Source organism: Falsihalocynthiibacter arcticus (assembly GCF_000812665.2).
Lineage (GTDB): Bacteria > Pseudomonadota > Alphaproteobacteria > Rhodobacterales > Rhodobacteraceae > Falsihalocynthiibacter > Falsihalocynthiibacter arcticus.
Map to the genome: position 1 here is coordinate 908,278 of NZ_CP014327.1, position 25,178 is coordinate 933,455.

At 53.8% G+C, this 25,178-nt stretch carries 27 protein-coding genes; 12 read left to right on the top strand and 15 right to left on the bottom strand.

Going from position 1 to position 25,178, the window contains the following annotated elements:
* Window positions 1–55 precede the first annotated feature (55 nt).
* Window positions 56–1,264, top strand: coding sequence for an NAD(P)/FAD-dependent oxidoreductase (locus RC74_RS04535; RefSeq protein ID WP_039002430.1), 1,209 nt, complete (start codon window positions 56–58; stop codon window positions 1,262–1,264).
* A complete protein-coding gene (gene rsmD / locus RC74_RS04540; RefSeq protein WP_039002429.1) occupies window positions 1,261–1,821 on the top strand; it encodes a 16S rRNA (guanine(966)-N(2))-methyltransferase RsmD in 561 nt (186 codons plus the stop codon). Before RC74_RS04535 ends, rsmD begins: the two co-directional genes overlap by 4 nt.
* Before the next feature lie 40 nt (window positions 1,822–1,861).
* Here rsmD and RC74_RS04545 read toward each other — a convergent pair whose 3' ends face one another.
* From RC74_RS04545 to sfsA, 3 genes are all read right to left on the bottom strand, one after another.
* Window positions 1,862–2,911: a TRAP transporter substrate-binding protein gene (locus RC74_RS04545; protein WP_039002428.1), complete on the bottom strand. Its 1,050-nt coding sequence runs from the start codon at window positions 2,909–2,911 to the stop codon at window positions 1,862–1,864.
* Window positions 2,912–3,077: 166 nt separating this feature from the next.
* Window positions 3,078–3,887 carry a type I methionyl aminopeptidase gene (gene map, locus RC74_RS04550; protein ID WP_039002427.1) on the bottom strand — a complete coding sequence of 270 codons (810 nt, stop codon included), beginning with the start codon at window positions 3,885–3,887 and terminating at the stop codon, window positions 3,078–3,080.
* A gap of 67 nt (window positions 3,888–3,954) precedes the next feature.
* A complete protein-coding gene (gene sfsA, locus RC74_RS04555; protein ID WP_039002426.1) occupies window positions 3,955–4,662 on the bottom strand; it encodes a DNA/RNA nuclease SfsA in 708 nt (235 codons plus the stop codon).
* A gap of 45 nt (window positions 4,663–4,707) precedes the next feature.
* On the opposite strand from sfsA, the gene RC74_RS04560 reads away from it, so the two are divergent.
* From RC74_RS04560 to RC74_RS04575, 4 genes are read left to right on the top strand one after another with little or no spacing between them, the layout of a single operon-like run.
* Window positions 4,708–5,430 carry a competence/damage-inducible protein A gene (locus tag RC74_RS04560; RefSeq protein WP_039002425.1) on the top strand — a complete coding sequence of 241 codons (723 nt, stop codon included), beginning with the start codon at window positions 4,708–4,710 and terminating at the stop codon, window positions 5,428–5,430.
* A complete protein-coding gene (locus RC74_RS04565) occupies window positions 5,427–6,146 on the top strand; it encodes a GNAT family N-acetyltransferase (protein WP_039002424.1) in 720 nt (239 codons plus the stop codon). The genes RC74_RS04560 and RC74_RS04565 overlap by 4 nt, the downstream gene beginning before the upstream one ends.
* Before the next feature lie 5 nt (window positions 6,147–6,151).
* The gene (locus tag RC74_RS04570) at window positions 6,152–6,727 is read left to right on the top strand and encodes a peroxidase-related enzyme (protein ID WP_039002423.1); all 576 of its coding nucleotides are present in this window, start codon (window positions 6,152–6,154) and stop codon (window positions 6,725–6,727) included.
* Window positions 6,724–7,608, top strand: coding sequence for an OmpA family protein (locus tag RC74_RS04575; protein WP_082802187.1), 885 nt, complete (start codon window positions 6,724–6,726; stop codon window positions 7,606–7,608). The genes RC74_RS04570 and RC74_RS04575 overlap by 4 nt, the downstream gene beginning before the upstream one ends.
* A gap of 134 nt (window positions 7,609–7,742) precedes the next feature.
* Here RC74_RS04575 and RC74_RS04580 read toward each other — a convergent pair whose 3' ends face one another.
* The 4 genes from RC74_RS04580 to RC74_RS04595 all read right to left on the bottom strand — a co-directional run bounded on the left by RC74_RS04580 (window position 7,743) and on the right by RC74_RS04595 (window position 12,098).
* Window positions 7,743–8,648, bottom strand: coding sequence for a LysR family transcriptional regulator (locus RC74_RS04580; protein ID WP_039002422.1), 906 nt, complete (start codon window positions 8,646–8,648; stop codon window positions 7,743–7,745).
* A 182-nt stretch (window positions 8,649–8,830) separates the two neighbouring features.
* Window positions 8,831–10,858, bottom strand: coding sequence for an NADPH-dependent 2,4-dienoyl-CoA reductase (locus RC74_RS04585; protein ID WP_039002421.1), 2,028 nt, complete (start codon window positions 10,856–10,858; stop codon window positions 8,831–8,833).
* A 73-nt stretch (window positions 10,859–10,931) separates the two neighbouring features.
* Window positions 10,932–11,315, bottom strand: a complete 384-nt coding sequence (locus RC74_RS04590) for a hypothetical protein (protein WP_039002420.1) — start codon at window positions 11,313–11,315, stop codon at window positions 10,932–10,934.
* Window positions 11,316–11,324: 9 nt separating this feature from the next.
* Window positions 11,325–12,098, bottom strand: a complete 774-nt coding sequence (locus RC74_RS04595; RefSeq protein WP_039002419.1) for a DUF6478 family protein — start codon at window positions 12,096–12,098, stop codon at window positions 11,325–11,327.
* Window positions 12,099–12,301: 203 nt separating this feature from the next.
* Here RC74_RS04595 and RC74_RS04600 point away from each other — a divergent pair, with 203 nt between their 5' ends.
* From RC74_RS04600 to RC74_RS04610, 3 genes are all read left to right on the top strand, one after another.
* A complete protein-coding gene (locus RC74_RS04600) occupies window positions 12,302–13,195 on the top strand; it encodes a CPBP family intramembrane glutamic endopeptidase (RefSeq protein WP_039002418.1) in 894 nt (297 codons plus the stop codon).
* Window positions 13,196–13,268: 73 nt separating this feature from the next.
* Window positions 13,269–14,195: an acetyl-CoA carboxylase, carboxyltransferase subunit beta gene (accD, locus tag RC74_RS04605; protein ID WP_039002417.1), complete on the top strand. Its 927-nt coding sequence runs from the start codon at window positions 13,269–13,271 to the stop codon at window positions 14,193–14,195.
* A complete protein-coding gene (locus RC74_RS04610) occupies window positions 14,192–15,466 on the top strand; it encodes a bifunctional folylpolyglutamate synthase/dihydrofolate synthase (RefSeq protein WP_039002416.1) in 1,275 nt (424 codons plus the stop codon). The genes accD and RC74_RS04610 overlap by 4 nt, the downstream gene beginning before the upstream one ends.
* Here RC74_RS04610 and zapE read toward each other — a convergent pair.
* Genes zapE through fghA form a run of 6 tightly spaced genes read right to left on the bottom strand, consistent with a single transcriptional unit; the run spans window position 15,463 to window position 20,374 of the window.
* Window positions 15,463–16,536, bottom strand: a complete 1,074-nt coding sequence (gene zapE / locus RC74_RS04615; RefSeq protein ID WP_039002415.1) for a cell division protein ZapE — start codon at window positions 16,534–16,536, stop codon at window positions 15,463–15,465. The genes RC74_RS04610 and zapE overlap by 4 nt on opposite strands.
* A 56-nt stretch (window positions 16,537–16,592) precedes the next feature.
* Window positions 16,593–17,519: an alpha/beta fold hydrolase gene (locus tag RC74_RS04620; protein ID WP_039002414.1), complete on the bottom strand. Its 927-nt coding sequence runs from the start codon at window positions 17,517–17,519 to the stop codon at window positions 16,593–16,595.
* 3 nt (window positions 17,520–17,522) lie between these two features.
* Complete coding sequence (locus tag RC74_RS04625; protein WP_039002413.1) at window positions 17,523–18,431, bottom strand: ornithine cyclodeaminase family protein; 909 nt, start codon at window positions 18,429–18,431, stop codon at window positions 17,523–17,525.
* Window positions 18,419–19,051 carry an HAD family hydrolase gene (locus RC74_RS04630; RefSeq protein WP_039002412.1) on the bottom strand — a complete coding sequence of 211 codons (633 nt, stop codon included), beginning with the start codon at window positions 19,049–19,051 and terminating at the stop codon, window positions 18,419–18,421. The genes RC74_RS04625 and RC74_RS04630 overlap by 13 nt, the downstream gene beginning before the upstream one ends.
* Before the next feature lie 31 nt (window positions 19,052–19,082).
* Window positions 19,083–19,547 carry a YaiI/YqxD family protein gene (locus RC74_RS04635; RefSeq protein ID WP_039002411.1) on the bottom strand — a complete coding sequence of 155 codons (465 nt, stop codon included), beginning with the start codon at window positions 19,545–19,547 and terminating at the stop codon, window positions 19,083–19,085.
* Window positions 19,544–20,374, bottom strand: coding sequence for an S-formylglutathione hydrolase (gene fghA / locus RC74_RS04640; protein WP_039002410.1), 831 nt, complete (start codon window positions 20,372–20,374; stop codon window positions 19,544–19,546). Before fghA ends, RC74_RS04635 begins: the two co-directional genes overlap by 4 nt.
* 188 nt (window positions 20,375–20,562) lie before the next feature.
* On the opposite strand from fghA, the gene RC74_RS04645 reads away from it, so the two are divergent.
* A complete protein-coding gene (locus RC74_RS04645) occupies window positions 20,563–21,189 on the top strand; it encodes a TetR/AcrR family transcriptional regulator (protein WP_039002409.1) in 627 nt (208 codons plus the stop codon).
* Between the two features lie 42 nt (window positions 21,190–21,231).
* Here the strand turns inward: RC74_RS04645 and RC74_RS04650 are convergent, their stop codons facing one another.
* Window positions 21,232–21,810 (bottom strand): ATP-dependent Clp protease proteolytic subunit, encoded by a 579-nt coding sequence (locus RC74_RS04650; RefSeq protein ID WP_052274845.1) that lies wholly within the window; start codon window positions 21,808–21,810, stop codon window positions 21,232–21,234.
* A gap of 47 nt (window positions 21,811–21,857) precedes the next feature.
* Window positions 21,858–22,970: an S-(hydroxymethyl)glutathione dehydrogenase/class III alcohol dehydrogenase gene (locus tag RC74_RS04655; protein WP_039002407.1), complete on the bottom strand. Its 1,113-nt coding sequence runs from the start codon at window positions 22,968–22,970 to the stop codon at window positions 21,858–21,860.
* A 146-nt stretch (window positions 22,971–23,116) separates the two neighbouring features.
* On the opposite strand from RC74_RS04655, the gene RC74_RS04660 reads away from it, so the two are divergent.
* Window positions 23,117–24,796 carry a Y-family DNA polymerase gene (locus tag RC74_RS04660; protein WP_039002406.1) on the top strand — a complete coding sequence of 560 codons (1,680 nt, stop codon included), beginning with the start codon at window positions 23,117–23,119 and terminating at the stop codon, window positions 24,794–24,796.
* A 39-nt stretch (window positions 24,797–24,835) separates the two neighbouring features.
* Window positions 24,836–25,174: a DUF2794 domain-containing protein gene (locus tag RC74_RS04665; protein ID WP_039002405.1), complete on the top strand. Its 339-nt coding sequence runs from the start codon at window positions 24,836–24,838 to the stop codon at window positions 25,172–25,174.
* Window positions 25,175–25,178: the final 4 nt, after the last annotated feature.

Genomic DNA, 25,178 nt, shown 5'->3' on the forward strand with positions numbered 1-25,178 from the left:
CTCCTCTCATCGCACTCTATCTTGCCCGAAAATTATACTCTGAGAGGCGCGTCCCATGTCGCATTTTATCGTTGTTGGTGCTGGCCAAGCAGGCGCATCCCTTGTTGCCAAGCTGCGCAACGATGGATTTCAGGGCGACATTACCCTGATCGGAAGTGAAGCAGAAATACCCTACCAGCGCCCGCCACTTTCCAAGGCCTATTTACTCGGCGAAATGGCAAGAGAGCGCCTTCATTTACGCCCCGAAAGTTTTTACCAAGACCTGAAAATAACCTTGCGATTAGGCGCACCTGTTGACGCAATTGACGCCATATCCAAAACAGTCACGGTTACAGGAGAAACGCTGTCCTATGACAAGCTGGCCATCACAACGGGTTCTTCTCCACGCGTTTTGCCCGCTGCAATCGGTGGCCAACTTAGGAAGGTTTTTCGCGTTCGCAGCCTTGCCGATGTCGACGCAATGGCACCCCATTTTCGCAAGGACGCGCGCTTATTGATCGTCGGAGGGGGGTATATCGGCCTTGAGGCAGCAGCGGTCGCGGCCAAAAGGGGTGTCGACACCACTTTGATCGAGTCGGCAGATCGCATTCTTTGCCGCGTCGCCGCCCCTGAAACCTCCGACTATTTCCGTGCTATTCATGCGTCCCACGGCGTGAAAATTCGCGAAGGCTTGGGGTTGGAGCGATTGTTGGGAACCACCGAAGTTACGGGCGCTGAATTCTCGGACGGCACCCAAGAAGCCTTTGATTTTGTCATCGTTGGTATAGGCGTAAATCCGGGCAACCTCCTTGCTGAAACGGCGGGATTAGAAATTGAAAACGGAATCAAGACGGATTCGACGGGTCAAACTAGCGACCCGAATATTTGGGCTGCTGGGGACTGCGCCTCTCTGCCCTACAAGGGTGGGCGCATCCGACTAGAAAGCGTACCCAACGCTATTGATATGGCCGAAGTCGTCGCGCGAAACATGATGGGCGCTCAAGTTGAGTATGTGCCGAAAATTTGGTTTTGGAGCGATCAGTACAATGTTAAACTCCAGATCGCTGGGCTAAACACCGGGTATGATCGAGTGATTGTGCGCCAAGGTGAAACGGAAATTTCCCAGAGCCATTGGTACTATCAAAACGGCACGCTTTTGGCCGTTGATGCGATGAATGATCCCCGTGCCTATATGATCGGAAAACGCCTAATTGAGGCTGGTAGGACGCCAGACCCTGCGGCAATTTCGGATCTCTCGACCAACCTTAAGGCATTGCTATCATGAGAATAATTGCAGGAAAACACCGTGGAACAAAGCTGACGGACGTCGGCATCGGCGACGACGCGGCACATCTTCGCCCCACGTCCGACCGTGTACGCGAGAGCCTGTTTAATGTTCTCAACGGGGGGGCGTTTGGCCGCCCGATCGAGGGTGCACGCGTTTTGGATCTTTTCGCAGGGACTGGTGCGTTAGGCCTAGAAGCTCTCAGTCGGGGTGCCGAACATGTTACGTTTGTTGATAATGGCCGAATTGCACAAAATCTGGTCCGTGAGAACATCAAAATCCTGCGTCGCGAAGCCGACTCGAGTGTTTTGACCTGTGCCGCCAACGGGCTTCCTGCGACGCAAATGCCCTGTCATTTGATATTTCTCGATCCCCCTTATGGTCAGGATTCAGGGGCTTCTGCGCTTGAAAACGCACTTAAATTGGGATGGATCGACCCAAAGGCGCTGATCGTTTGGGAAGAAGATCAGCCAGCAGCCGCACCCCGTGGTTTTTCCCGTCGCGACACACGCCGCTATGGCAATACCCATGTCACGTTTCTGGAACCTATTGCTTGAAAAGGCCGCCCAAACCAATGGGCGACCCTCACTTCATTCGTTACTCCAAAGGCGCAGCGGTGCCTTCAGTTAGTTGAACCGCAGCGCGCGCATCAGAGATGAGCGCCTCTCCGTCGAGACCCTTTTGCGAAACTTCTTCAATCCACTCAGCGACCACTTCTTCGCCCAGCGCCTTCATCAATTCGGTTTGCTCTTGGTTGATTTCGGCGATTTCGTTGCCCGCATCAATCATGACCTGCTTGCCTTCAATGTCACCCGTGTCGTGCGCACGCCCTGCCAAAGCGGAAGTTTCAAAGCCAGAGTTCGCGTCGATCACGGCTTTTAGGTCGTCGGGCAACCCTTCATATACGTCCTTATTCATCGCCCAGATGAAAAAGAGGCTGTACAGGGATTTGTCGCCCGCCACGTCGGTGTGGCTATCCGTCAATTCGTCGAGCTTCAACGAGGGCGCCATTTCCCACGTGATAACCCCGCCATCAACCACACCTTTTGAGAGCGCTTCTGGGAAGGCTGGAACGGCCATTCCGATCGGATTTGCCCCCAATTTACTCAAAAGAAGCGTTGCCGGTCGCGAAGGCCCGCGCAATTTCACACCGTCAAAATCGGAGATTTCCGCAATGGCTGGACCCTTTTTATGCACCACTCCAGGGCCATGCATGTGCGCAGCGATTACTTTCACATCTGCAAAATCATCCATCAGGTGCTTTTGAGTAAAAATCCAAGCGGCCTTACTGGCTTCTTCACCCTTTTTGGTGACCATGAACGGCATTTCCATGGCTTCAGCTTCGGGAAAACGCCCGGGTTGATATCCCGGAATGACCCAACCACCATCCACAACCCCATCACGAATGAGGTCGTATTGCGAAGGCGCTTTGCCCCCAAGCTGCATCAAGGGGTAGATTTCCACTTTAATGCGCCCGTCCGAATCGCGTTCGACTTTATCGGCCCAAGGCTGCATAAAGTAAGTTGGGTTCGCGGATTTCGGGGAAACGAAATGCTGAAAGCGAAGGGTAACCTCTTGGGCAAACGCGCTTTGAGCAGCAGTTGCAACAAGGGCAGTGAGGGCGGCGGACTTGAGAGTGATTTTCATCGCGCAGCCTCCTTTTCGTCTAGAGGTAAGTGAACCACCCTCCTTTTGAAGCGTGGTGAGACTTGTTACCTCCCCTTCCGGCCAATTGCAAATCATTCGCAACTGGACCGATTGGTCAAAAATTTGCGCCCCGTCAAAAACGATGCGGTAGGACGCTTAGATCCCGCTACCCCCAAGTTGGATGGTAAAGGTTCCGGGGCGAAAGAGTGAATATTTCGGCCCCTGTTTCGGTCACGCCAATGGAATGCTCAAACTGCGCAGACAACGATTTATCGCGCGTAACCGCCGTCCAATCATCCGCGAGAACTTTGGTTTCTGGACGCCCCAAATTCACCATCGGCTCAATCGTAAAGATCATACCGGCCTCGAGGACTGCCGCTGTACCTGGCTTGCCATAATGCAAAACATTGGGTGGCGCATGGAAAACACGCCCCAATCCGTGGCCACAAAAATCGCGGACAACGGACATTCTGTTGCTCTCAACATACTTTTGAATCGCGTGGCCGATATCACCAAAGGTATTCCCCGGCTTGACCGCTTCGATTCCCACCATCAGCGCGTCATGCGTCACTTGAATCAGGCGTTCAGTTTTTTTGGAGCGTTTGCCCGCAACATACATCCGGCTCGTGTCGCCAAACCAGCCATCAACAATGACCGTGACATCGATGTTCAAAATATCGCCATCTTGAACCACTTTTGGCCCCGGAATTCCGTGACAAACTACGTGGTTAACCGAGATACAACTGGCATGCTTATAGCCCTTGTAGCCAATGGTCGCCGACTTCGCGCCCGCTTGAATTACGTGTTCCGTGATGAGGTCATCAAGCGCACCCGTCGTCACTCCCGGTACAACATGTTCGGCAACTGCATCCAAAATTTCGGCCGCAAGTTTCCCTGCCGCATGCATTCCTGCAAAATCTGCCGTTTCGTAAATTCGAATTCCGTCTTTTGTCAGACGACCGCGCGCTTCGTTCAAAACTTATCTCCAAAACTGGTGTGATCTCTAAATAGGCGAGACTAAGCAAAAGGGCTAGAGCTTTGGCCTATTTTCTTGGATCGAACGGGATCTGTCCCGACAATTCAATTCTTTCAGGTGATATTTCGCAACCATACGCCAGAAACTCGACGCCCGCGCCACGGGCAAGATCAAAGGCATCCGCGTATTTGCGATCCAGGTCCCGCGCGACATCAATGTTGGTCGCGCCCGTTCGCTGCACCAAGAACAGCAGCACAGCCCGATGCCCTACGGCCACCATTTGCGACAGTTCGGCAAGGTGTTTTGCACCACGCGCTGTCACGCTATCGGGAAATTCCACAAGGGGCGCCTCGCGCATTAATGTTGCGGACTTCACCTCAAGGTAGCAATCTGGCGCTTCGCCCGTGAGCAGAAAATCGACCCGCGATCCCGTGCCATATTTTACTTCCGAGCGGATATTTCCATACCCCAATAGCGGCACAATTTTCTTGGCCAGCAACGCTTCCGCGACGATCCGATTTGCCCGACCCGTGTCAATACCGGTGAAGTTTCCGTCACTATGCTCGACTAATCGCCACCCATATTTTAACTTCTTTTTAGGGTCGTTGTTCGGCTCCAACCAAATCCGCATCCCCGCCTCCGCCAAGCCCATCATCGAACCCGGATTCGGACAATGCGCCACCACCTCGCGCCCATCGGCGAGGCGCACATCCGCTAGAAATCGTTTGTAGCGACGGATCAAAACGGCGGGTATAAGTGGGGTATCAAAGCGCATATTGCTGGCCTATACCTTGCGCCACCAACGATCAAGGAGTGCGAGATGCCCAACCCAACCGCTGCGATGCTCGTCATTGGCGATGAAATCCTGTCTGGCCGCACGCGAGATGCCAATATGTACCACTTGGCGGGAGCTTTGACGGATCACGGCATCGACCTTAAAGAAGTGCGCGTTGTGAGCGATGATGCCCCCGCGATTGTTGCCGCAGTCCGCGCCCTTGCCGCGCAATACACGCATTTGTTTACCTCTGGCGGCATCGGTCCGACCCACGACGATATCACCGCCGACTGCATTGCCGAAGCATTCAACCAAACCATCGACGTGCGTGCCGATGCCCGCAAGCTTCTCTCTGATCACTACGAAAAAACGGGCCGCGAATTAAACGAAGCGCGGTTGCGTATGGCCCGCATCCCCGCGTCCGCCACGCTGATTGACAATCCGGTTTCCATCGCCCCCGGATTTACCGTCGAAAATTGCCATGTCATGGCGGGTGTTCCCAGCGTTTTTCAAGCCATGGTACAAAGCGTTTTGCCACTGCTTTCTGGCGGCGCACCGATGTTAAGCCGCACCCTTCGGATCGAGCGCGGTGAAGGGGATATCGCCGCCCCGCTTGGGGAACTCGCCAAGGAATTCAGCGATCTCTCCTTTGGGTCCTACCCGTTCCAAAACGATGGTATTTACGGCTCAAACGTTGTTATTCGCGGCCAAGACCCAATCCGCTTGGACACCGCATTTGCATCCCTGACCGCACTGTTCCCACAATGACCGTCGATTACTATGCCGTAGCCGAGGCCACTTGGCGGTCCGCGTCCAGCCAAACCCTTGGCGGGTTTGTTGTGCGAAATGGTGCGGGAGGAGGCAAGAGAGTAAGCGCGGCAACGCTCGATGCCCCCCTAGAGCACACGGAAATTGCTGTCGCCCAAGCCGAGATGATTGCAATCCAACAATCGCCACTTTTTATGATCCGTGACGGTGAGAATGACCTAGATATTGCTCTCGGAGCCTTTGGATACACGGTGATTGACCCCGTCACCATTTATGTGTCGGATGTTGAAAGCCTTACGGAATCTTTGCCACGCCTCACTTGCTTCTCAATGTTCCCGCCCCTCGCGATCATGACCGAAATTTGGGCGGACGCGGGAATTGGCCCCGAACGCATCGCTGTCATGGAGCGCGTCACTGCCCCCAAAACGACTCTCCTTGGGCGCGCAAACAACCACGCGGCCGGCGTTGCTTTTGTCGGAATCCACGAAAAAACCGCGATGTTACATGCGCTTGAAGTAAAACAATCCCTGCGTCGGCAAGGTGTCGCTCTCAACATAATGCGTGCTGCGGCCAATTGGGCCCAAGATCATGGGGCAGAACGACTGAGCATTATTGTTACCCAGGCAAACAAAGGTGGCAACGCACTCTATACTTCCCTTGGCATGAAGCCTGTGGGACACTACCACTACAGAATTCTGGCCCCAAAACGAGCGTAGTCAATTTGAAAAACACGGAAATCAGCCCGACAGCCCTTAACCTTCCTGTAGTTGATCCACTTCCGGAAGACACTCAAAAATACTTTGACCTTTGTGCTGAAAAGCTTGGATTGATCCCAAATGTTTTGCGTGCCCATGCGTTTGATATTGCAAAACTCGACGCATTCGCCGGACTGTATAACGAGCTGATGCTCGCCCCAAGTGGCCTTTCTAAACTGGAACGCGAAATGATTGCGGTTGTTGTTTCCGCCGAGAACCGATGCTTTTATTGCCTCGTTGCCCACGGCCAAGCGGTCCGAGCGCTTTCAGGTGATCCCATTTTGGGCGAGATGCTGGTGATGAATTATCGGATGGCACAGCTTGCGCCAAATCAACGCGCAATGCTTGATTTTTCCCTAAAAATGACAAAATCAAGCGCAACAATTGAAGAAGCGGACCGTCAAACCCTAAGAGACGTGGGGTATGTTGATCGCGACATATGGGACATCGCCAACGTTGCGGCGTTCTTTAACATGACAAATCGCGTGGCCTCGGCGACGCAAATGCAACCTAACTCGGAATATCACGGCCAAAACAGATGAATACTAAGCGTAAATATCTACTAGCTGGAGCAATTGTCGGCGCGTTTTCGCCCGCACAGGCTATGGATTTACACCTGCCGTTCGGTGCGTCGCTTGCAACCGAAACTGTAGAAGAATTTGCGAGCTATGCTTTGCCGATTAGCGGTTGGAAAAAGGGCCGTTTCGAAAGCATATGGGCAGAAGGCGCCTTCACCCAACAAGCTTGGCGCGTGAGTGCTTCCGACAAAACTACCCTTCAACTTCTCGACCCCCTTCGCGAGCAATTAATCGAAGCTGGTTATGATGTGATATTTGAGTGCGACGCCGCATCCTGCGGGGGCTTTGATTTCCGTTTTGAAACAGAAATACTACCTGAGCCGAACATGCATATTGATCTTGGTGACTTTCGTTTTTTGTCAGCCCAGCGGATGGGCGAAGATAAACCCGAATACACCAGCCTCGTGGTGAGCAAGTCATCAACCACCGGTTATATTCAAGTTACAAATTTAGGGAGGGTCGACACACAACCCACCCCGCTTACAACCTCCACCAAAGGGGTCCAAATTCCGGACGCTCTAGATCCTGGAAGCCTCTCGTACACTCTAGAAAACAAGGGGTCATTCGTTCTAGACGATTTGGAATTTGCGACGGGGTCTTCGGCTTTATCGGGGGAAGATTTTGCCACCGTGGCCGCCCTCGCGGACTATTTGAATAACAACCCGGAACGCAAAACCGCCCTTGTTGGACATACAGATTCCGAAGGTTCCTTGAGTGGAAATGTAGCCTTGTCCAAAAAACGCGCGGCGTCCGTAGTTAAACTTCTGACCGGAAAACATGGCGTTTCGAAGACCCAAGTCACGGCGGAAGGAATGGGCTTTTTAGCCCCCGCGCGAGCAACCTGACCGAAGAAGGCCGCACTTTCAATCGTCGTGTTGAAGTCATCCTTACGTCCACTCAATAAGCGAACATCCTACGCCCAATGAAAAAGGCCACCCGTTTTCGCAGGTGACCTCTTCAGACAGACGTTAAATGGAGCTTACCAAATATCTGGTCCTTTTTCGGCGAATGAATTCACCAAGAAATCGATAAAAGCGCGCACTTTTGGTTGCGTGAATCGACCCGGCGGGTAGACGGCATATATGCCCTGCTTTTCCACGGGAAGGTCTGGCATTGCTTCAATGACATCGCCTTTGCGCAATGCGTCGGCATATAGGTAGCTTGGCAAATACGCGATTCCGAGGCCGGAAACCGCCGCATTTAGAAGGGATTGACCATCATTCACCGAGAGCCAGCCCGACGTGCGAACCTGTCGCTTTTCCCCAGACGGAGCCGTCAATTTCCAAACGGCACCACTTGATTGGCTGGAATAATGAAGCAGTTTGTGATCGCTTAAATCGTCAATTTTTTCGGGCCGCCCAAACTCTTTAAAATAGGACGGAGCCGCAACCATACGCTTTGTCGTTTCAGTGAGTTTTCGCGCTCGCAAGGTGCTGTCTTCAAGCTCCCCTATGCGGATCGCCATGTCAAAACCTTCACTAATCAACTCAACAAATCGATTATTGAGCACCATATTCACGGTGATATCAGGAAACTCTGAAAGGAAATCCCCGAGGACTGGCGACAGGTGGTTCACACCAAAATCTGTAGCAACGGAGATACGTAATAGGCCCGAAGGCGCTGATTGCATAGATGTAACAAGGGCGTCTGCTTCCCCCGCATCATTCAAAACACGGCGCGCTCGGTCATAATAGGCGAGTCCAATTTCAGTTGGACTAACGCGGCGGGTCGTTCGATTCAAAAGTCGCGCTCCGAGACGGGCCTCAAGGGAGGAGACGTGCTTGGAAACTGCGGATTTAGAAATCCCCATTTTCTTAGCAGCGTCGGTAAATCCACCCTGATCCACAACTGTGGCAAAGGCTTCCATTTCTGTGAGTCGGTCCATTTTTAACCCTTACGTCCACTTGTTCGTTGAGGTTAGTTTTAGGGGCCAATTCAGGCGGAAATGTGCTGAAGGCCTGACAATACCGCGGTATTTAGGGTGATCGTCCGTAAAGTGGAAACGGGATAAACGGCGAAACTCGTGCCATTCATCCCGACAACCATTTGTTTTTAATGCCTTAAATCTTAGAAAGTACAGGCAAGCCTCGTGCCTTGATTGATCGCCCGCTTGGCGTCCAATTCTGCGGCAACGTCCGCGCCACCGATCACATGCGCCGTTTTTCCCAAGGCCGATAATCCCTCCGCAAGACTGCGTTCTGGCACCTGCCCTGCGCACAAAACAATTGTATCGCATTCGAGGGTCTCTGGCCGTTCGCGCCCTTCGCCATAGCTGACTTGCAAGCCTTCAGCGGTAATGGCCTCGTAATTCACACCGCCGATCATCTTGACGTTTTTCTTTTGCAGGGTCGCACGGTGGATCCATCCCGTGGTCTTGCCCAAACGTTTCCCCAATTTCTCGGCTTTGCGTTGCACCATAATGACCTCACGCGCAGCCGGATGTGGGTGCGCGCCTTCAACAGCAAGCCCACCACGGGTTTCTTCAGGGTCGCCAACGCCCCACTCACGCTTCCACACTTCAAGGTCCTCAGCAGGGCTCACGCCGTCATGTGCAACGAATTCAGCGACATCAAAACCAATCCCCCCTGCGCCAATAATGACGACTTTCTTTCCCACAGGAGCGCCATTTTTGATGACGTCGATATAAGAGAGAACGTTTGGAGCATTTTGGCCTGCGATTTCCGGATCGCGCGGAAGAACCCCCGTCGCAACCACGACTTCGTCAAACGGCATAAGCTCGGGCGCCGTTACCGCCTGTCCTAGCCGAAGCTCCACTCCGGTTTTCTCAACCATTGTGCGATACCAATCGACCAATCCAAAAAACTCTTCTTTGCCTGGCACTTTCTTTGCGATATTGAGTTGGCCACCGATTTCCTCGGCCTTGTCAAAGAGAGTTACCTTGTGGCCCCGAAGAGCCGCGGTAATCGCGGTCGATAGCCCTGCTGGGCCCGCCCCCACAACCGCCACACTGCGGGGCGTGTCGGTTGGCACAATTTCGATTTCCGCTTCGTGGCACGCACGTGGATTCACCAAACAGCTTGTGAGTTTGCCAGAAAACGTGTGATCCAAACAAGCCTGATTACATGCAATGCACGGGGCGATTTCCGCAGATCTACCCTCGGCGGCCTTGTTCACAAAATCGGCGTCCGCAAGGAAGGGCCGCGCCATTGAGACCATATCGGCCCCACCATCAGCCAAAATCCCCTCTGCAATCTCTGGGCTGTTAATGCGATTACTGGTGATTACGGGAATGGAAACATGCCCCATCAGCTTCTTAGTAATCCAACTAAAGGCGGCCCGAGGGACCGATGTTGCAATCGTCGGGATGCGTGCTTCGTGCCACCCAATGCCCGTATTGATGAGGGTCGCACCTGCGGCCTCAACCGCTTGGGCCAACTGTACAACTTCATCGAATGTGGACCCATTGGGCACAAGGTCAATCATCGATAGGCGGAAAATGACGATAAAATCTGTTCCAACTGCCGCGCGAACCCGCCGTACAACTTCAACAGGAAGGCGCATGCGGTTTTCATAGGAACCGCCCCATTCATCCTCCCGCTTATTGGTATGCGTTACGAGGAATTCGTTAAGGAAATATCCCTCCGATCCCATAATTTCAACGCCGTCATAACCCGCTTCTTTTGCGCGTCGCGCGGCCATTTCGATATCGGCAATCTGTTTTTCGATTCCGTCAGCGTCCAATTCTTTCGGTGGGAAAGGCGAAATTGGGGATTTAATGGCACTTGGTGCAACGCAGTCTGGGGAATATGCGTAGCGGCCCGCGTGCAAAATTTGCATGACGATCTTGCCACCTTCGGTGTGGACACGTTCGGTTACGACGCGATGGTTTTCGATGTCCTCTGCGGTAAAAAGGCCAGCAGCTCCGGGGAAAACACCCCCTTCACTATTGGGTGCCATGCCGCCCGTAACGATCAAACCAACCCCACCTGCAGCGCGGTCGCCGTAAAACCGTGCGACTCTTTGCCAATCTTTGGTCTCTTCAAGCCCCGTGTGCATGGACCCCATGAGCACGCGGTTTTTCAAAGTCGTGAAGCCCAAATCAAGGGGCGCTAATAATGTGGGGTAGCTGGTCATAATTGATCCTCCTGCGCGGTCAAACTGACGGCCATGCAAAAGGATGTCACGTAAAACGCCGCGTCAAACTAAGTTAGGGTGCCGTTTCCACACAATGGCGCCGAAAAGCACGTTTGAGCATATCGAGTTCTTCACGCAACAAGTTCATCTCGGCGCGAATATCTTGCGACAAAGGCTCGCCTGCAACAATCGAGAAGCTATCAAGGAGGGCTTGCTCGTCCTTGTCGAATATCAAAAACGTGTGAACCCCGTCCGAAAGCAATTCGATCGGAATCGCAATCCGCAGGAGCCATTCGTTGGTGGCATCCGGCTGAGCGATTACTTCAACCCCCTCAAGAGGGGCTTCAAGATGGGTCACCAAAACCTGTGGGGGGGTGGAATCGCCTTTATCGCTCGTCAGGATACCTTCCCAATACCCTTCTTTTATTCTAATTTTTACCAAAGATAGTGCGTTCATATTTTGCTCCTAAAGTTCAGCTCGCGGTCGGCGGCTAAGGGTCAAATCACGCAAAATGATCTGGTTCATTTCGGGGCCTTCAAAAATCAAATCGATCCACACACGTTCAACGCGCTTCTCATTCATTTTCGTATACGAGAGATCAAATTCGACCATCACATTATCCGAAATCAGAGGAAGCTCCCGCACAACTTGTTCCGTATTGGGGCCGTGTTTTATATTGAGTCGTGCAAAAATTTCGAGCGGTTTTTCCATTTCGACGATCGCATCAAGGCGCAACAAGTGCTTCAATTTGAACCCCTGCGCAGCACTTTCGGGCAATTCGATCACGAGGGACAGAAAGCTACCGTCAAAACGAAATACGTCCATGCGAAGGCCAAACGGTGCTAAATCCGCTTCGTGCTGGTTGCGCAGTTGTCGGATGGTCAACTCGCTAATTTCACAGTCGTGAAAGACAGAAACCTCGCGCCCAAACGTTTCCCGCGTCTTAACTGCGGAGCGCCCCAGGGGCACCAACGGGCCGCGCCAAAGTTCTGGTCGCCAAGCCCAATCTGAATGCATAGGTTTTTGAATAGCCGTCGATCCAATTTTGGGGAGCGCCAAACGACTTTCGGCCACATAGAGCAGTTCATTAACACGGGAATTAATTTGCCGACCACGACGACGCAATGCCCGCAAAGTTTTTAGATCGACAACCTGCGCCTCTTGCGCCCAACGTGTCCATCGGCGTAAAATTCGAAAATGGAACGCGCGATCCAAAAGCGGTAAAATATGTTTCGCCATGCCTACTCTTGTCGCCCATCAATTGCCGCTTTGGTGTTTTTCTTCAACTTCTTATATGACGTCAAATAGTTTCCGGAAAGCAAACAGTTTGTTTCACACCTATATTCACGCGCAGAACCCTCAATTTCAACCATCTTTACGCCTATTTTGACTTAAAACGACATCCCCACGCAACCACACTCTCACACCCTCTCCGAGGCCTAATGTCATACCTCCCCCTTCAAAGCTTCATCGCACCGGCCCGTGACACTTGCCAGATTTGGCGAACGGTCGCGGGGATCGCATTGACCTTCGCGATTTATAGCATGGGCCTTTCAACCTTTGCCCCCCTTTTGAGGGAGGTCACCGCAATAGGGAGCGATGTGGGGACGACCTTACTAGAACAAAGTGACGTCGCGCCGGCGGCCACCCTCGTGATTTTGTATTCGTTTGGTTTGCTCACATTTGGTTCGGCGGCAACCGTCATAATCCTCCACAAGCGCTCGGCGCTCTCACTTCTCGGCGATCCAACACATATGACTCGACAGTTTTGGCGCGCCGTTAAGGCCATGCTGGTGTTAAATGTTACCCTCATTTTACTCCCACCCTACGGCGGGAGCGGGAGCGTCGAGATCGTCGAAAACCTAGCACCACAGACATGGGCCCTCCTGTTTCCGCTGTCGCTCCTTGGCTTGCTCGTCCAAACCAGCGCCGAAGAAATCTTCTTTCGGGGGTATCTTTTACAGCAACTCGCCGCTCGATTTTCTTCGCCCCTTGTCTGGATGGGAGCGCCAACCCTTGTTTTTGCCCTTGGACATTTCGACCCTGCAAACGGTGTGCATGCATGGTCTATCGTTATTTGGGCGGGCTTATTCTCGCTCGCAGCCACGGACCTTGTCGCGCGAACGGGAAACCTTGGGGCGGCGATTGGGTTGCATTTTGTGAACAACGCGTTTGCCATGCTGGTCGTTTCATATCCCGGAAATATGAGCGGCCTTTCGTTATTCGTATTCACGGAAGGGCCGGCCGATTTTGGCCCAACAAGCGTCGAAATACTGCTGGAATACGCAATGCTGGGAGTTTCTTGGCTTGCAATCCGTCTTGCGGTACGTCGTTGATTGCAATTCGTCGCGTCATTCCTTATTTGAGGGGTAACGCAAATTCGCGACCCAAACAGCAGGACAAGCTCGGATGAACTGGATTTCAAACTACGTTCGCCCCACGATCAACTCACTTTTCTCGCGCCGCGAAGTGCCCGAGAACCTTTGGCAGAAATGCCCCGAATGCGGAACAATGTTGTTTCACCGCGAGTTGTCGGAAAATTTGAACGTTTGTTCGTCGTGCGACCACCATATGCACATCAGTCCGCGCGCCCGATTCGCAGACCTCTTTGATGGCGGTATTTTCACCGAAGTTCCTGTACCCGAAGTGACGGTCGATCCACTGTCGTTCCGCGACCAGAAGAAATACCCCGAACGCTTAAAGGCCGCGCAAAAGAAAACGGGCGAACGTGACGCAATGCTTGTTGCCGAGGGCGAAATGAACCGCACTCCGATCGTCGCCGCAGGGCAAGACTTTGCCTTTATGGGCGGCTCGATGGGAATGTATGTCGGCAATGCGATCATTGCCGCCGCGGAACGTGCCGTTAAACTCAAACGTCCGTTGATTTTGTTCTCCGCCGCTGGTGGCGCGCGCATGCAAGAGGGCATCCTTTCGCTCATGCAAATGCCGCGCACGACCATTGCCGTCCAAATGCTCAAAGAAGAAGGCTTGCCGTTTATTGTTGTCCTCACCCACCCCACAACCGGTGGGGTTACGGCGAGTTATGCGATGCTTGGCGACGTTCAGATCGGTGAACCAAATGCGTTGATCGGCTTTGCGGGCACACGCGTCATTGAACAGACATTGCGCGAAAAACTTCCGGAAGGTTTTCAGCGGTCGGAGTATTTGCTCGATCACGGGATGCTCGACCGTGTCACCGCACGCAAGGATCTAAAATCCGAACTCACGGCCATTGTGCGGATGCTCATGGGGCTGCCGCCAGTTGTCTCTGGCGAACTTCCCAAGCCCGACGCACAGATCCCCAAAATTGAAATTTCCGAGACCGTGAAAAAGTGAGCGCTGCCGCCTCGGACGTTATCCTTGAACGGATGATGTCGCTGCATCCCAAGATTATCGACCTTACGCTCGATCGTATGGAGCGCCTTTTGGCGATTCTGGATCATCCGGAACAGCACCTTCCGCCCGTCGTCCATATCGCGGGAACCAATGGCAAAGGCAGCACGCAAGCGATGATCCGTGCGGGACTCGAGGGGGCTGGCAAACAGGTTCATGCCTACACCTCCCCGCATCTTGCCCGCTTTCACGAACGCATTCGTCTTGCAGGGGACCTCATAACCGAAGACGCGCTGGCGGCTATTTTGGACGAATGCTATGTGGCTAACGGCCCAGAGAGTATCACGTATTTTGAAATCACAACCGTCGCAGCCCTGCTCGCCTTTAAGCGCACACCTGCGGATTTCACATTGCTTGAAGTCGGCCTTGGCGGACGCCTTGATGCGACCAACGTCGTAGAAAACCCCGCCCTGACGGTGATCACACCTGTATCGATCGATCACACACAATACCTCGGGGAAACGCTTGCAGAAATCACAGGCGAGAAGGCCGGGATTATCAAACGGGGCGTGCCTTGCGTTGTCGGCAAACAGGACACTGACGCGCTCGCGGTAATTGAAGCTCGCGCAGCCAAACTTGGCGCTCCGCTGATCGCTCAAGGCCAACACTGGCATGTTTTTGAAGAGCGCGGCCGCTTGATTTTTCAGGATGAAACAGGCTTGCTTGATCTCCCCCTGCCAACCCTCCTTGGCGAACATCAAATCCAGAATGCTGGCGTTGCAATCGCCAGCCTCAGAGCGCTTGGTTTTGACGAGGTAGCCTGCGAGGCTGCTATGACCAAAACAGTCTGGCCGGCTCGCATGCAACGCCTCACCAAGGGGCCACTGAGCCAAGCGGCGGGTCTGAACGAAGTATGGCTTGACGGAGGTCACAACCCCGCCGCAGGAGAAGCCATCGCCTCCTTGCTAGGGACGCTGCCCGCAAAGGACACGCACATCATTTGCGGCATGCTTAACACCAAAGATATCGCTGGATATTTACGCCCACTTGCTGCGTCTGTGACGTCCTTCACTGCCGTTTCAATTCCAAATGAGGCCAACACATTACCCGCCGACGTCACCTCGCGCGTGGCGAAAGACGTGGGTATGGATGCGGAAATCGCACCGGACGTTCAGTCTGCCATTGTAAAAATCGCAAACAGGTCGGAGCGCGGCCGCATTTTGATTTGCGGCTCACTCTATTTGGCTGGGAACGTCCTGCGCGAAAACGGTTAAGTTCCCCAATCAGCACTCTGCATTTCGCGCAGGCGGCTCGCCGTGCGTTCAAATTCAAACGTACCTTCACCCTCAAGATATAAAAATTCAGGCTCTGCTGCAGCGGTACAAATAAGCCGCGTTTTAGCCTCGTATAACGTATCAATAAGGGTCACAAATCGCTTGGCTTCGTTGAAATTTCGACGTCCAAGCGCTGGTATATCCTCAAGGATCAACAGTCGCACCACTTGCCCAATCGCCAAATAATCGGCGGGGCCCAACATTTTACTACAGAGATCATAGAAACGTGCGCGTGCGACGCCGTTCCAAAACTCTGGAATGTGTACCGTGCGTGCCTTGACCGTTATATCCATCGGCGCACCTTGGCCTTGCGTTAAAACCTGCCAAATCGCTTCGATTTCGGCACGAGCAGCGGCGCTGTTGGGGGTGAAATAAACCTGATTTCCTGACAAGCGATCCTGCCGATAATCGTTTTCGCTAGAGAGTTCGTGGACCTCCATATCGACCTTAATTTTCTCTATAAACGGTAAGAACAACTGTCGATTTAGCCCATCCTTATAGAGGTCATCGGGAATGCGGTTCGACGTGGTAACAATCGCCACACCGAGGTCATGCAATTTCTCAAACAAGCGTCCAACGATCATCGCATCGGCAATATCGGTTATCTGCATCTCGTCAAAGGCAAGGACACGAATATCGCGGGCAATCGCATCGGCCACGGGTGCAATCGCGTCGTCTGCGCCATCCTTACGGGCCTCGTGCAAGGCTCCCTGAACCTCCTGCATGAAGGCGTGAAAGTGTACGCGCCGCACTGGAATATCGCCCAAAGCACTCACGAAAAGATCCATCAGCATGGATTTTCCACGACCGACCCCACCCCAGAGATAGACGCCACGGGGCGCTACCGGTTTGCGCGAAAACAGCCCTTTTAATCCGCGTGATTTTTCCTCGTTTTCAACGAGATCAACCCGCAGACGTTCAAGTTCGGGCAAAGCGCGCACCTGTGCTGTATCGTTTTTATACGTGCCGTCAGCCACATGCGCGGCATAGATTTTTTGGAGAGTTGCCATCATACCCTCATTTAAATCGCTGGAGGTAAAAAGGGAAGATGCGCCGGTCGTTGAATTTAAACAGCTTCGCGCAAAAATTCTTGGACGATCGGAATGATTTCGTCAGAGTGTGTGAGGAGCAAACCGTGATCCGCCCCTTTTAACACGTCCTGATAGGCGGCTCGGTTCACTTCGGCGAGGCGCCCCATGGCCGAGAGTGGAATAGCGCTATCCTCGTCGCCCCAAATCGCAAGGACTGGTGTGCCGTTTTTCGTTATCGCACGATGAGCCCCAAGTTGATCCACAGAAAGTGTATGGCGATAACTCGACAGGACCGCAGGCAAAAAGCCTTGCGATTGGCGTTCTTCCATCGGCCAAGGGTGCATATTCGGCGCTGCGGCGAGGGCTGCATTCATCGCGCGCGACGATTTCCCAAATAGGTTTCCACCAAACGTGTACATTAATCCATCGCCAATAACAGGCACGTTAATCATGAACTTCACGAAGGGCGAAACCGTTGCCCCCAATCCAGCGGTGGCCAAGAGGATGAGCCGCTCGACCATTTGTGGATGGGTTTGGGTATAATCAACAGCAATTGCGCCGCCCATGGAATAGCCCACCAGAATACCCCCTTCGTCGACCTCTTGATCTTCAAGGAGTTCCGCTAATTGCTGGCGGAAAAATTCGGGGTCCTGAAGGCCTTCTGGCCGTGCCGAGAGTCCGCGTCCATAAAGGTCATAGGTCAGAACCCGAAACCCCATACGCACAAACCCTTTCACGAGGGCCGTCCAAACATAACTGGGGGTGGTTAGGCCGTGAATACACACGATCTGGCGTCCGTTTTCCGGCCCTGCCCACTGATAATGGGTCACTCCGCGCGTTAGTTTCGCAAATCGCCCCGGTGCGTCGGCCTGCATCGCACGCGAAATCGGCCGGCGCTGGCGCTCAATTACGAGCGGGGTAGCGACGGCAACAAGCACGAGTACGAAGAGAAACCAAAGCATTCATTACCTCCACTGTGACAGAATATAGCGACTCGTCATCAAATCCAGATGTGCGCCGCCACCGTTCTTAAACAGGGTTATCTCGTCAACATTTTGGCGACAAAAAGACCCTGTGCCCAAATCATAGAAATCCGCGACCACTTGATCGGAACTAATGACACCGCGCGAAATAGGATCTTTCAACTCACCAATATGGTCAATGGTGGTGTCGCGACTGTCTACAAATATCCGCGCACGCGTTAGCGCTTGATCATCAACTTCTCGCATGTCTGTACGATAGGCACCAATCAAGTCAATGTGTTGACCCGCTTGTAACCATGCGCCTTGTATCAAGGGCTCGGTCGACATTGTCGCGGATGTCACTATATCCGCAGTTTTGACCGCCGCTTCCAAATCGGCCTCCGCACGTGTGTTTGCATGAGATTTAGCAAAGGCTACGGCTTTTTCTGGTGACCGATTCCAGATTGTGAACCGTGCGTCGGGGAAAAGGGCGCTATAGGCTTCATGGAGGTTTGAGCCTTGCGTCCCAGCGCCGATAATCGTGATGTCTTGACTGTCTGGACGGGCCAACAATCGCGCGCCCAACAGACTGTCCCCAGCGGTTTTCCATTTGGTCACCAGATGGAAATCGACTGTGGCTTCTGGGACGCCTGTTGCGTCGGAAAACAACAAAACAGAGCCGTTGATTGTAGGGAGCGAATGCTGCGCATTTTCAGGAAAGATTGTCGCGACTTTTACCAAATACCCCAAGCCGTCAATGACGGCTCCACGCACCAAACCCGTGTCCGGTGTGCGATACAAAAACATATCGCCCATATCGGCACGTGGTAAGCTGTGCCCTGCGATCAAAGCATCGGTGAGCCCGATCCAATCCAGATTGGCCTGCCCCTCGTCAAAAGCTACGTTTTCCATAATCCTGCCTCTGAACCCGTCAAGACCCCATGCGAAACAAGCGACTCGGCCCATCCCGTGGGTTCCGTAAACAAATGCGTTTTCCAGCCCCGTGCGGCGGCGGCTTTAATATTATCAACTCGATCATCCGCAAACAAAAGCGCCTCAGGAGCAACGCCGCTATCCGCTTCGAGCAATTCATAGATTTCCATTGCGGGCTTAATCACCCGCATATGGCCGGAGATATAACGCCGGTCAAACTCCTTGAGGAAAGGGTATTGGGTCTCGGCATAGGCAAAACTTTCGATCCCAAAATTCGACAGCGCAAAAACTGGCACACCCTTGGCGCGCAACGTACGAAGAAGCCGAACCGAATGCGGAATCGCAGGGCTTGCCATTTTGATCCAATTGTCAAACCAATCGCGGATTTCAACGCGAAATTCCGGTAATTCTTCGGCGGCGGCATAAATCGTTTCGCGAAACGGTTCCCCGCGATCAATGCGGTCGTTCATCGCGTGCAGGTCTACGGCAGCAAACATTTCCCGCCGACGCGCCTCACCATAGGTGGCGTCATAATACCGCTCTGGCTGCCACTCAATCAGCACATTCCCGATGTCAAAAACCACAGCTTCAATGGCCATTTTTCGTCCTTTCACGCCCTCGAATGGGGATCTATTTTATCGGCGGCAAACGCTTGGATGCCTGAATTTCACGTTCAAGCGCATTCAAAAAATTTGACCTATCCGCCTTCGAAAAAGCACGCCCCCCGCCCTGTCGAAAAGGATCGGCCGCGCGCAAATCCTGCATCAGGTCGCGCGTGGCCAATTGCGGACCGATGTTGCTTTCATTGAGGGGGTCGCCGTTGTGGCGCAAAACCCGCGCACCGCCCTTAATACAGGCGTCCGCGAGAGGAATGTCGCCCGTTATAACGATATCACCACGGGTTGCCCGATCGGCGATCCACATGTCCGCGACATCTGGTCCCTCCGAAACGATGATCAACTCCACAAAGGGATTTGCACTCGGTCGCAATCCACCATTGCAAACCAAAAACATCTGTAATTTATGACGTGTCGCTACTTTTTCTGCCTCCGATTTTACGGGGCAGGCATCGGCGTCCACATAGATTACTGTCATTGATATAGGGCCTCGGCATGAAGGGCGATGTGCTCCTCCATGAATGTTGAAATCATGTAATAAGAGTGATCATACCCTTTTTGCATCCGAAGAACACCCGCTTGACGTCGGGCAAACATAGCCTCGGCAAGGGCTTCGGGCTTCAAAAGGTCAAGGAACTGGTCTTCGGTGCCTTGGTCAATCAAAAGGGGGCCGTTAAAGCCAACATCGCGCATCAATAATGTGGCGTCATGTTTGGCCCAACTTGCTTCGTCCTTGCCCAAATATGCCGTCAATTGCTTGCGTCCCCATTCAGATTGCGACGGGTGCGCGATGGGGGCAAACGCCGAAACGGAGCGATACCGATCAGGTAGATTCATCGCTATGGTCAGCGCGCCATGCCCACCCATAGAGTGCCCCATGATCGACTGGCGATCTGTGTCGACCGAAAAATTCTTGGCCAACACATTTGGCAATTCTTCCGTAATATAATCCCACATTTGAAAATGCGGTGCCCATGGATTTTGCGTCGCGTTCACGTAAAATCCCGCGCCCTGTCCAAGATCATAGGCTTCGTCATTGGCAACCGTTCCTCCCCGCGGAGAGGTGTCGGGGAAAACAAGCGCAATGCCCTGCTCTGCCGCCCAAATTTGCGCGCCCGCTTTGGTCATGGCATTCTCGTGGGTGCACGTCAGGCCAGAGAGAAACCACAACACGGGAACGGGTCCATCCTGCGCTTCGGCAGGCAGAAAGAGCCCAAAGGTCATATCTCCACCGCACACCTTAGACGGCGCCGTATAGACCCCCTGAACGCCGTCAAAACAACGATTCACCGAAACCATTTTCATTGCCAGATCCTTTTTATTACGCACGCCCAGAGATTTGGGACTACAATCTTTAGGGCTACCGCGCATGCGGAATTCTGACAAGGGCGGGTTTTAAGCGTTTACGTAAAACAACCCTATGTGGCACGACTGTTGCTTGCTGAAAGTGAACCGAATGGTTTAAGTTCGAAGAGATACACAAGGAGCAATCAGTGGCTACGCATTCCGACACCATAAAACGCGGACGTAAGTTCGACCAGGTCCTTGAAGGCGCCCGCACCATTTTTATGCGCGACGGCTTTGAGGGTGCGAGCGTCGACGACATTGCGCGCGAAGCAAGCGTTTCCAAAGCGACACTGTACAGTTACTTTCCCGACAAACGTCTTTTGTTTGGGCAAGTTTCAGAGACCGAGTGCAGGCGTCAGGCCGACGAAGCCTTCGAAGTTCTCGACATGGACGCACCGCCAAAAGAAGTTTTGGTAGAGGCCGCTTGGCGTATGGTGAGTTTTATAACGTCCGATTTTGGTATCGCCGTTTTCAAAATTTGCATCGCGGAATCCGGACGGTTTCCCAACCTTGGTCAACAGTTCTACGATTCTGGGCCTAAATTGGTGCGCGAACGCATTGTTGTATACCTGAAGGAAGCGACCAAACGCGGCGAATTGAATATTACGGACTTCAATTTTGCGGCCGAACAGTTTTTAGAACTTACCAAAACCTACATTCACCCCCGCATACTTTGTGGGGTGCAACTGACGTTCTCACATGCTGAACTTGCCAAAATTGTGCACGGCTCGGTGGAAATGTTCCTTGCCCGCTATGGTCGGGACTTAGACTAAGGGCCCGAATGAACCGCGCCCTTAGAGTGTTCATGTTTTACATTACTTGAGTTCGGCCATGGTCGAAATGACGTGACCCAACAAGCCGTATTCCAAGGCTTCTTCAGTGTTCAGCCAGAAATCATGCTGCGTATCTTGCGCGATTTTTTCGGCTGTTTGACCTGTTGCCAGAGCAAACAAATTATCAAAGCGCGCGCGCATGATGCGGATTTGCTCGGCTTGGATTTGCATATCCGTCACCTTACCGCCGATACCGCCACTGGGTTGGTGCAAGAGGAAACGCGTGTTGGGAAGGCAATAGCGGTCTTCCTTATCGGCACCGACAAAGATCAACGCCCCTGCACTCGCGACCCAGCCAGACCCAATCGTGCGCACTTTTGGCGTAATGAACTTAATCATGTCATGCACCATGTCGCCAGATTCAACGTGACCACCAGGGGAGCTGATGAACATATTGATCGGGTCGTCATTCTCTTCGGCAAGCGCCAAAAGATGCGTAACTGTTTGCTTAGCCAGCTTGTCGTTTACTTCGCCTGTCACCAAGACATTGCGACTTTTGAAAAACAGTTTCTCCGCTGTTGGGCTTACTGCTTCGTCTTTTTTGTTTGTTTCTTCAGTCATAATATCCTCAGGATTCAGTCTCTGCTGCTATCTATGTAGTGGCTTGGTTAATAAAGCACCACCGAACGAATGGATTTTCCAGCGTGCATAAGCTCAAATCCTTCGTTGATTTCGTCCAGCGACATCGTATGAGTGATCATCGGGTCGATTTCGATTTTGCCGTCCATGTACCAATCAACGATTTTGGGAACGTCGGTGCGGCCGGATGCACCGCCAAATGCGGTTCCGCGCCACGACCGCCCCGTCACAAGTTGGAATGGACGCGTGGAGATTTCGGCACCTGCGGGCGCGACGCCAATAATGATGCTTTCACCCCAACCTTTGTGCGCCGCCTCAAGGGCCGTGCGCATGACATTCACGTTGCCCGTGGCGTCAAACGTGTAATCTGCACCACCCCCCGTAAGCTCCACAAGATGCGCGACCAAGTCACCCTCAACTTCACTTGGGTTCACGAAATGCGTCATCCCAAAACGTGTCGCCATTTCGTTTTTGCTATCGTTGAGGTCGACCCCCACAATTTGATCGGCCCCCGCAAGGCGCAGCCCTTGGATCACATTGAGCCCGATGCCGCCGAGCCCAAAGACGATCGCTGTGGAGCCAATCTCGACTTTGGCCGTGTTGATCACCGCGCCAATGCCCGTGGTCACACCGCAACCGATGTAGCAAATTTTATCAAACGGCGCGTCTTTGCGCACCTTTGCCAGCGCAATTTCCGGCACAACCGTGTGGTTGGCAAAGGTGGAACAGCCCATATAATGGTGGATTGGCGTACCATCCAGCATAGAGAACCGCGTGGTTCCGTCGGGCAGAAGTCCTGCGCCCTGTGTGCTACGGATCGACTGACAGAGGTTGGTTTTCGGATTGAGGCAATATTCGCATTCGCGACATTCCGGCGTGTAAAGCGGGATCACGTGATCGCCTACTTGAAGGCTTTTCACCCCTTCGCCCACTTCAATCACAATACCCGCGCCTTCATGGCCCAAAATCGCGGGGAAAAGCCCCTCGGGGTCCGCGCCAGAGCGTGTAAATTCATCCGTATGGCAAAGGCCGGTTGCCTTGATTTCAACCAAGACCTCTCCGGCTTTCGGTCCTTCGAGATTGACGTCCATAACGACAAGAGGTTTTCCGGCCTCAAGGGCGACGGCTGCGCGCGTTCTCATAATGCTTCCTCCAAATATGTTGGGCACAGCGTGATCTATTGCCAAAAAAGTTTCAACCTCAGAAGCGCATATTCACGTCAGCCTTGAAGCCTTTTTCTGCACACTCTAGTGTAGAACAAAATGAGAACAAAAGTGTGATTCTGCCCATGCCTGCCAAACGCATCCTCTCTCTCTGGTTCCCGCGCCTCGGGGCCGAGCGCCTCTTGCGCCTTGAGCGTGGCACCCTTGAGGCGCCGCTCGCGGTGGCGCGCGACACGGGCAATATGCAGATCCTGTCGTCTCTTTCGCTGGCCGCATCTGAAGCGGGGCTCACGATGGGGCAACCCCTGCGCGATGCCCGCACCATGTGTCCCGCGCTGATTACACGGCTGCAAAACCCCCAAGCAGAGGCCGATTTCCTCAAAACATTGCGTCGATGGGCGGGGAAATTCTCGCCTTGGGTCGGAGAGCAGGGTGAAACCGCCCTTATTCTTGATATCACGGGCTGCGCACATCTGTTTGGCGGCGAGGAATCCCTTTTGGCGGCCGTCGAAGAAGACTGTCTCCAGCTTAACCTGACGGTCCATGCGGGGATTGCGGATACCGTTGGCGCGGCATGGGCCTTGGCGCGTTATGCGGGGCAGCCTCTGGGCATGGCACGCACCGGCGACGCCGTCGACCAAGAGGCCCGCGCCACCCGATCCCGCGCCACGAAACGGCGCAACTGGGAACGCGGCGGCCCCACGCCACGCGCTATGCCGCGGGCCCCGCGCGGGGCTCGCATTGCCGCCCCCGGAACCACCCATAGCGCCCTCGCGCCTCTCCCCGTCGCCGCGTTACGCCTACCCGAGAGCATCACAACCCAGCTCACACGACTCGGCGTTCGCCAGATCGGCGAACTCGCAGGCATGCCCCGCGCCGCCCTCGCCCGCCGCTTTGGCAAGGACGTGATGCTGCGCCTTGATCAAGCCCATGGCGTCGCGCCCGAACCGGTATCTCCAGCCCGTGCCCCTCTGCACTTTGCCGTGCGCCTCACCCTCCCAGAACCCATCGGGCTTGAGGCGGATATGCTCGCAGGCATTGATCGCCTGCTACCTGCCCTTGCGGAACGCCTACAGGCAAAAGGACGCGGCGCGCGGCGCGTGCGCTTCCAAGCTTTCCGCACCGATCAAACGTCCCAAATCATCGAAATCGGCCTCGCACGGCCCAGCTCCGACCCTGATCGTATCCGCCCCCTCTTGGCGATGAAGCTCTCTGATATTGATGTTGGGTTTGGCGTTGATATCTTGCGCATCGAGGCCCATCAAACCGAATCCCTCGCGCCCCAACAACACAAAGGCCACTTCGATGCCAGCGGCCAAGCCCGCGCAAATATGGCCCAAGACACCGCTCTCGACGATCTAATCGGGCGTCTTGGGGCACGCCTCGGGCTTGAAGCCATCACACGCCGCCACCCCGCCTCAAGCCACCTCCCTGAGAAAGCCGCGCTGACGTTTGGGGCCGCGTGGTCCACGGCCTATGGCGTGGATATGGGAGCCGACGCCACGTGGCCCATACCCGCCACGCGACGGCCCCTCCACCTATGGCGTCCCGAGCCATTAATGGGAACACAGCCCGATCCAATGCCCCCCGAACGGTTAAAATTTCGTGGCCAGATGTTTGAAATCACCTATGCCTCCGGCCCCGAACGTGTGGCGCCCGAATGGTGGCTGGATGACCCTGATTGGCGCAACGGCGTACGGGACTACTGGCGTGCAACAACACAACACGGCCAGCAATTGTGGATCTATTTCGCACACGGAGCCGCGCTTTCGACTGGCTGGTTTTGTCACGGCCGCTTTGCATGAAGGCTTGATTTTCTGGGCATTTCGGCGCAAAATTTCAGAATGAACGTCGATGCATTCCGCAAACCTTTCCAAGCCCCCGCACAGGTGGCGTTTCACCGCACGGAACTCGGGATCATTCTCGGCCTCTACGGTCGGATGGTTGCCGCTGGAGAATGGCGTGACTATGGGATTTCGCACCTGTCAGAAGTGGCCGTCTTCTCAATCTTCCGCCGCAGCGCCGAAAACCCGCTGTACCGGATCGAAAAACGCCCCAAGCTTCGATTAAAACAGGGGCTTTATGCAGTCATCGGTATGGACGGACAAATCCTCAAACGCGGACATGAACTTAAACCCGTCCTGCGCGTCCTTGAGAAAAAACTCATCCGAGCGGTAAAATAAACCC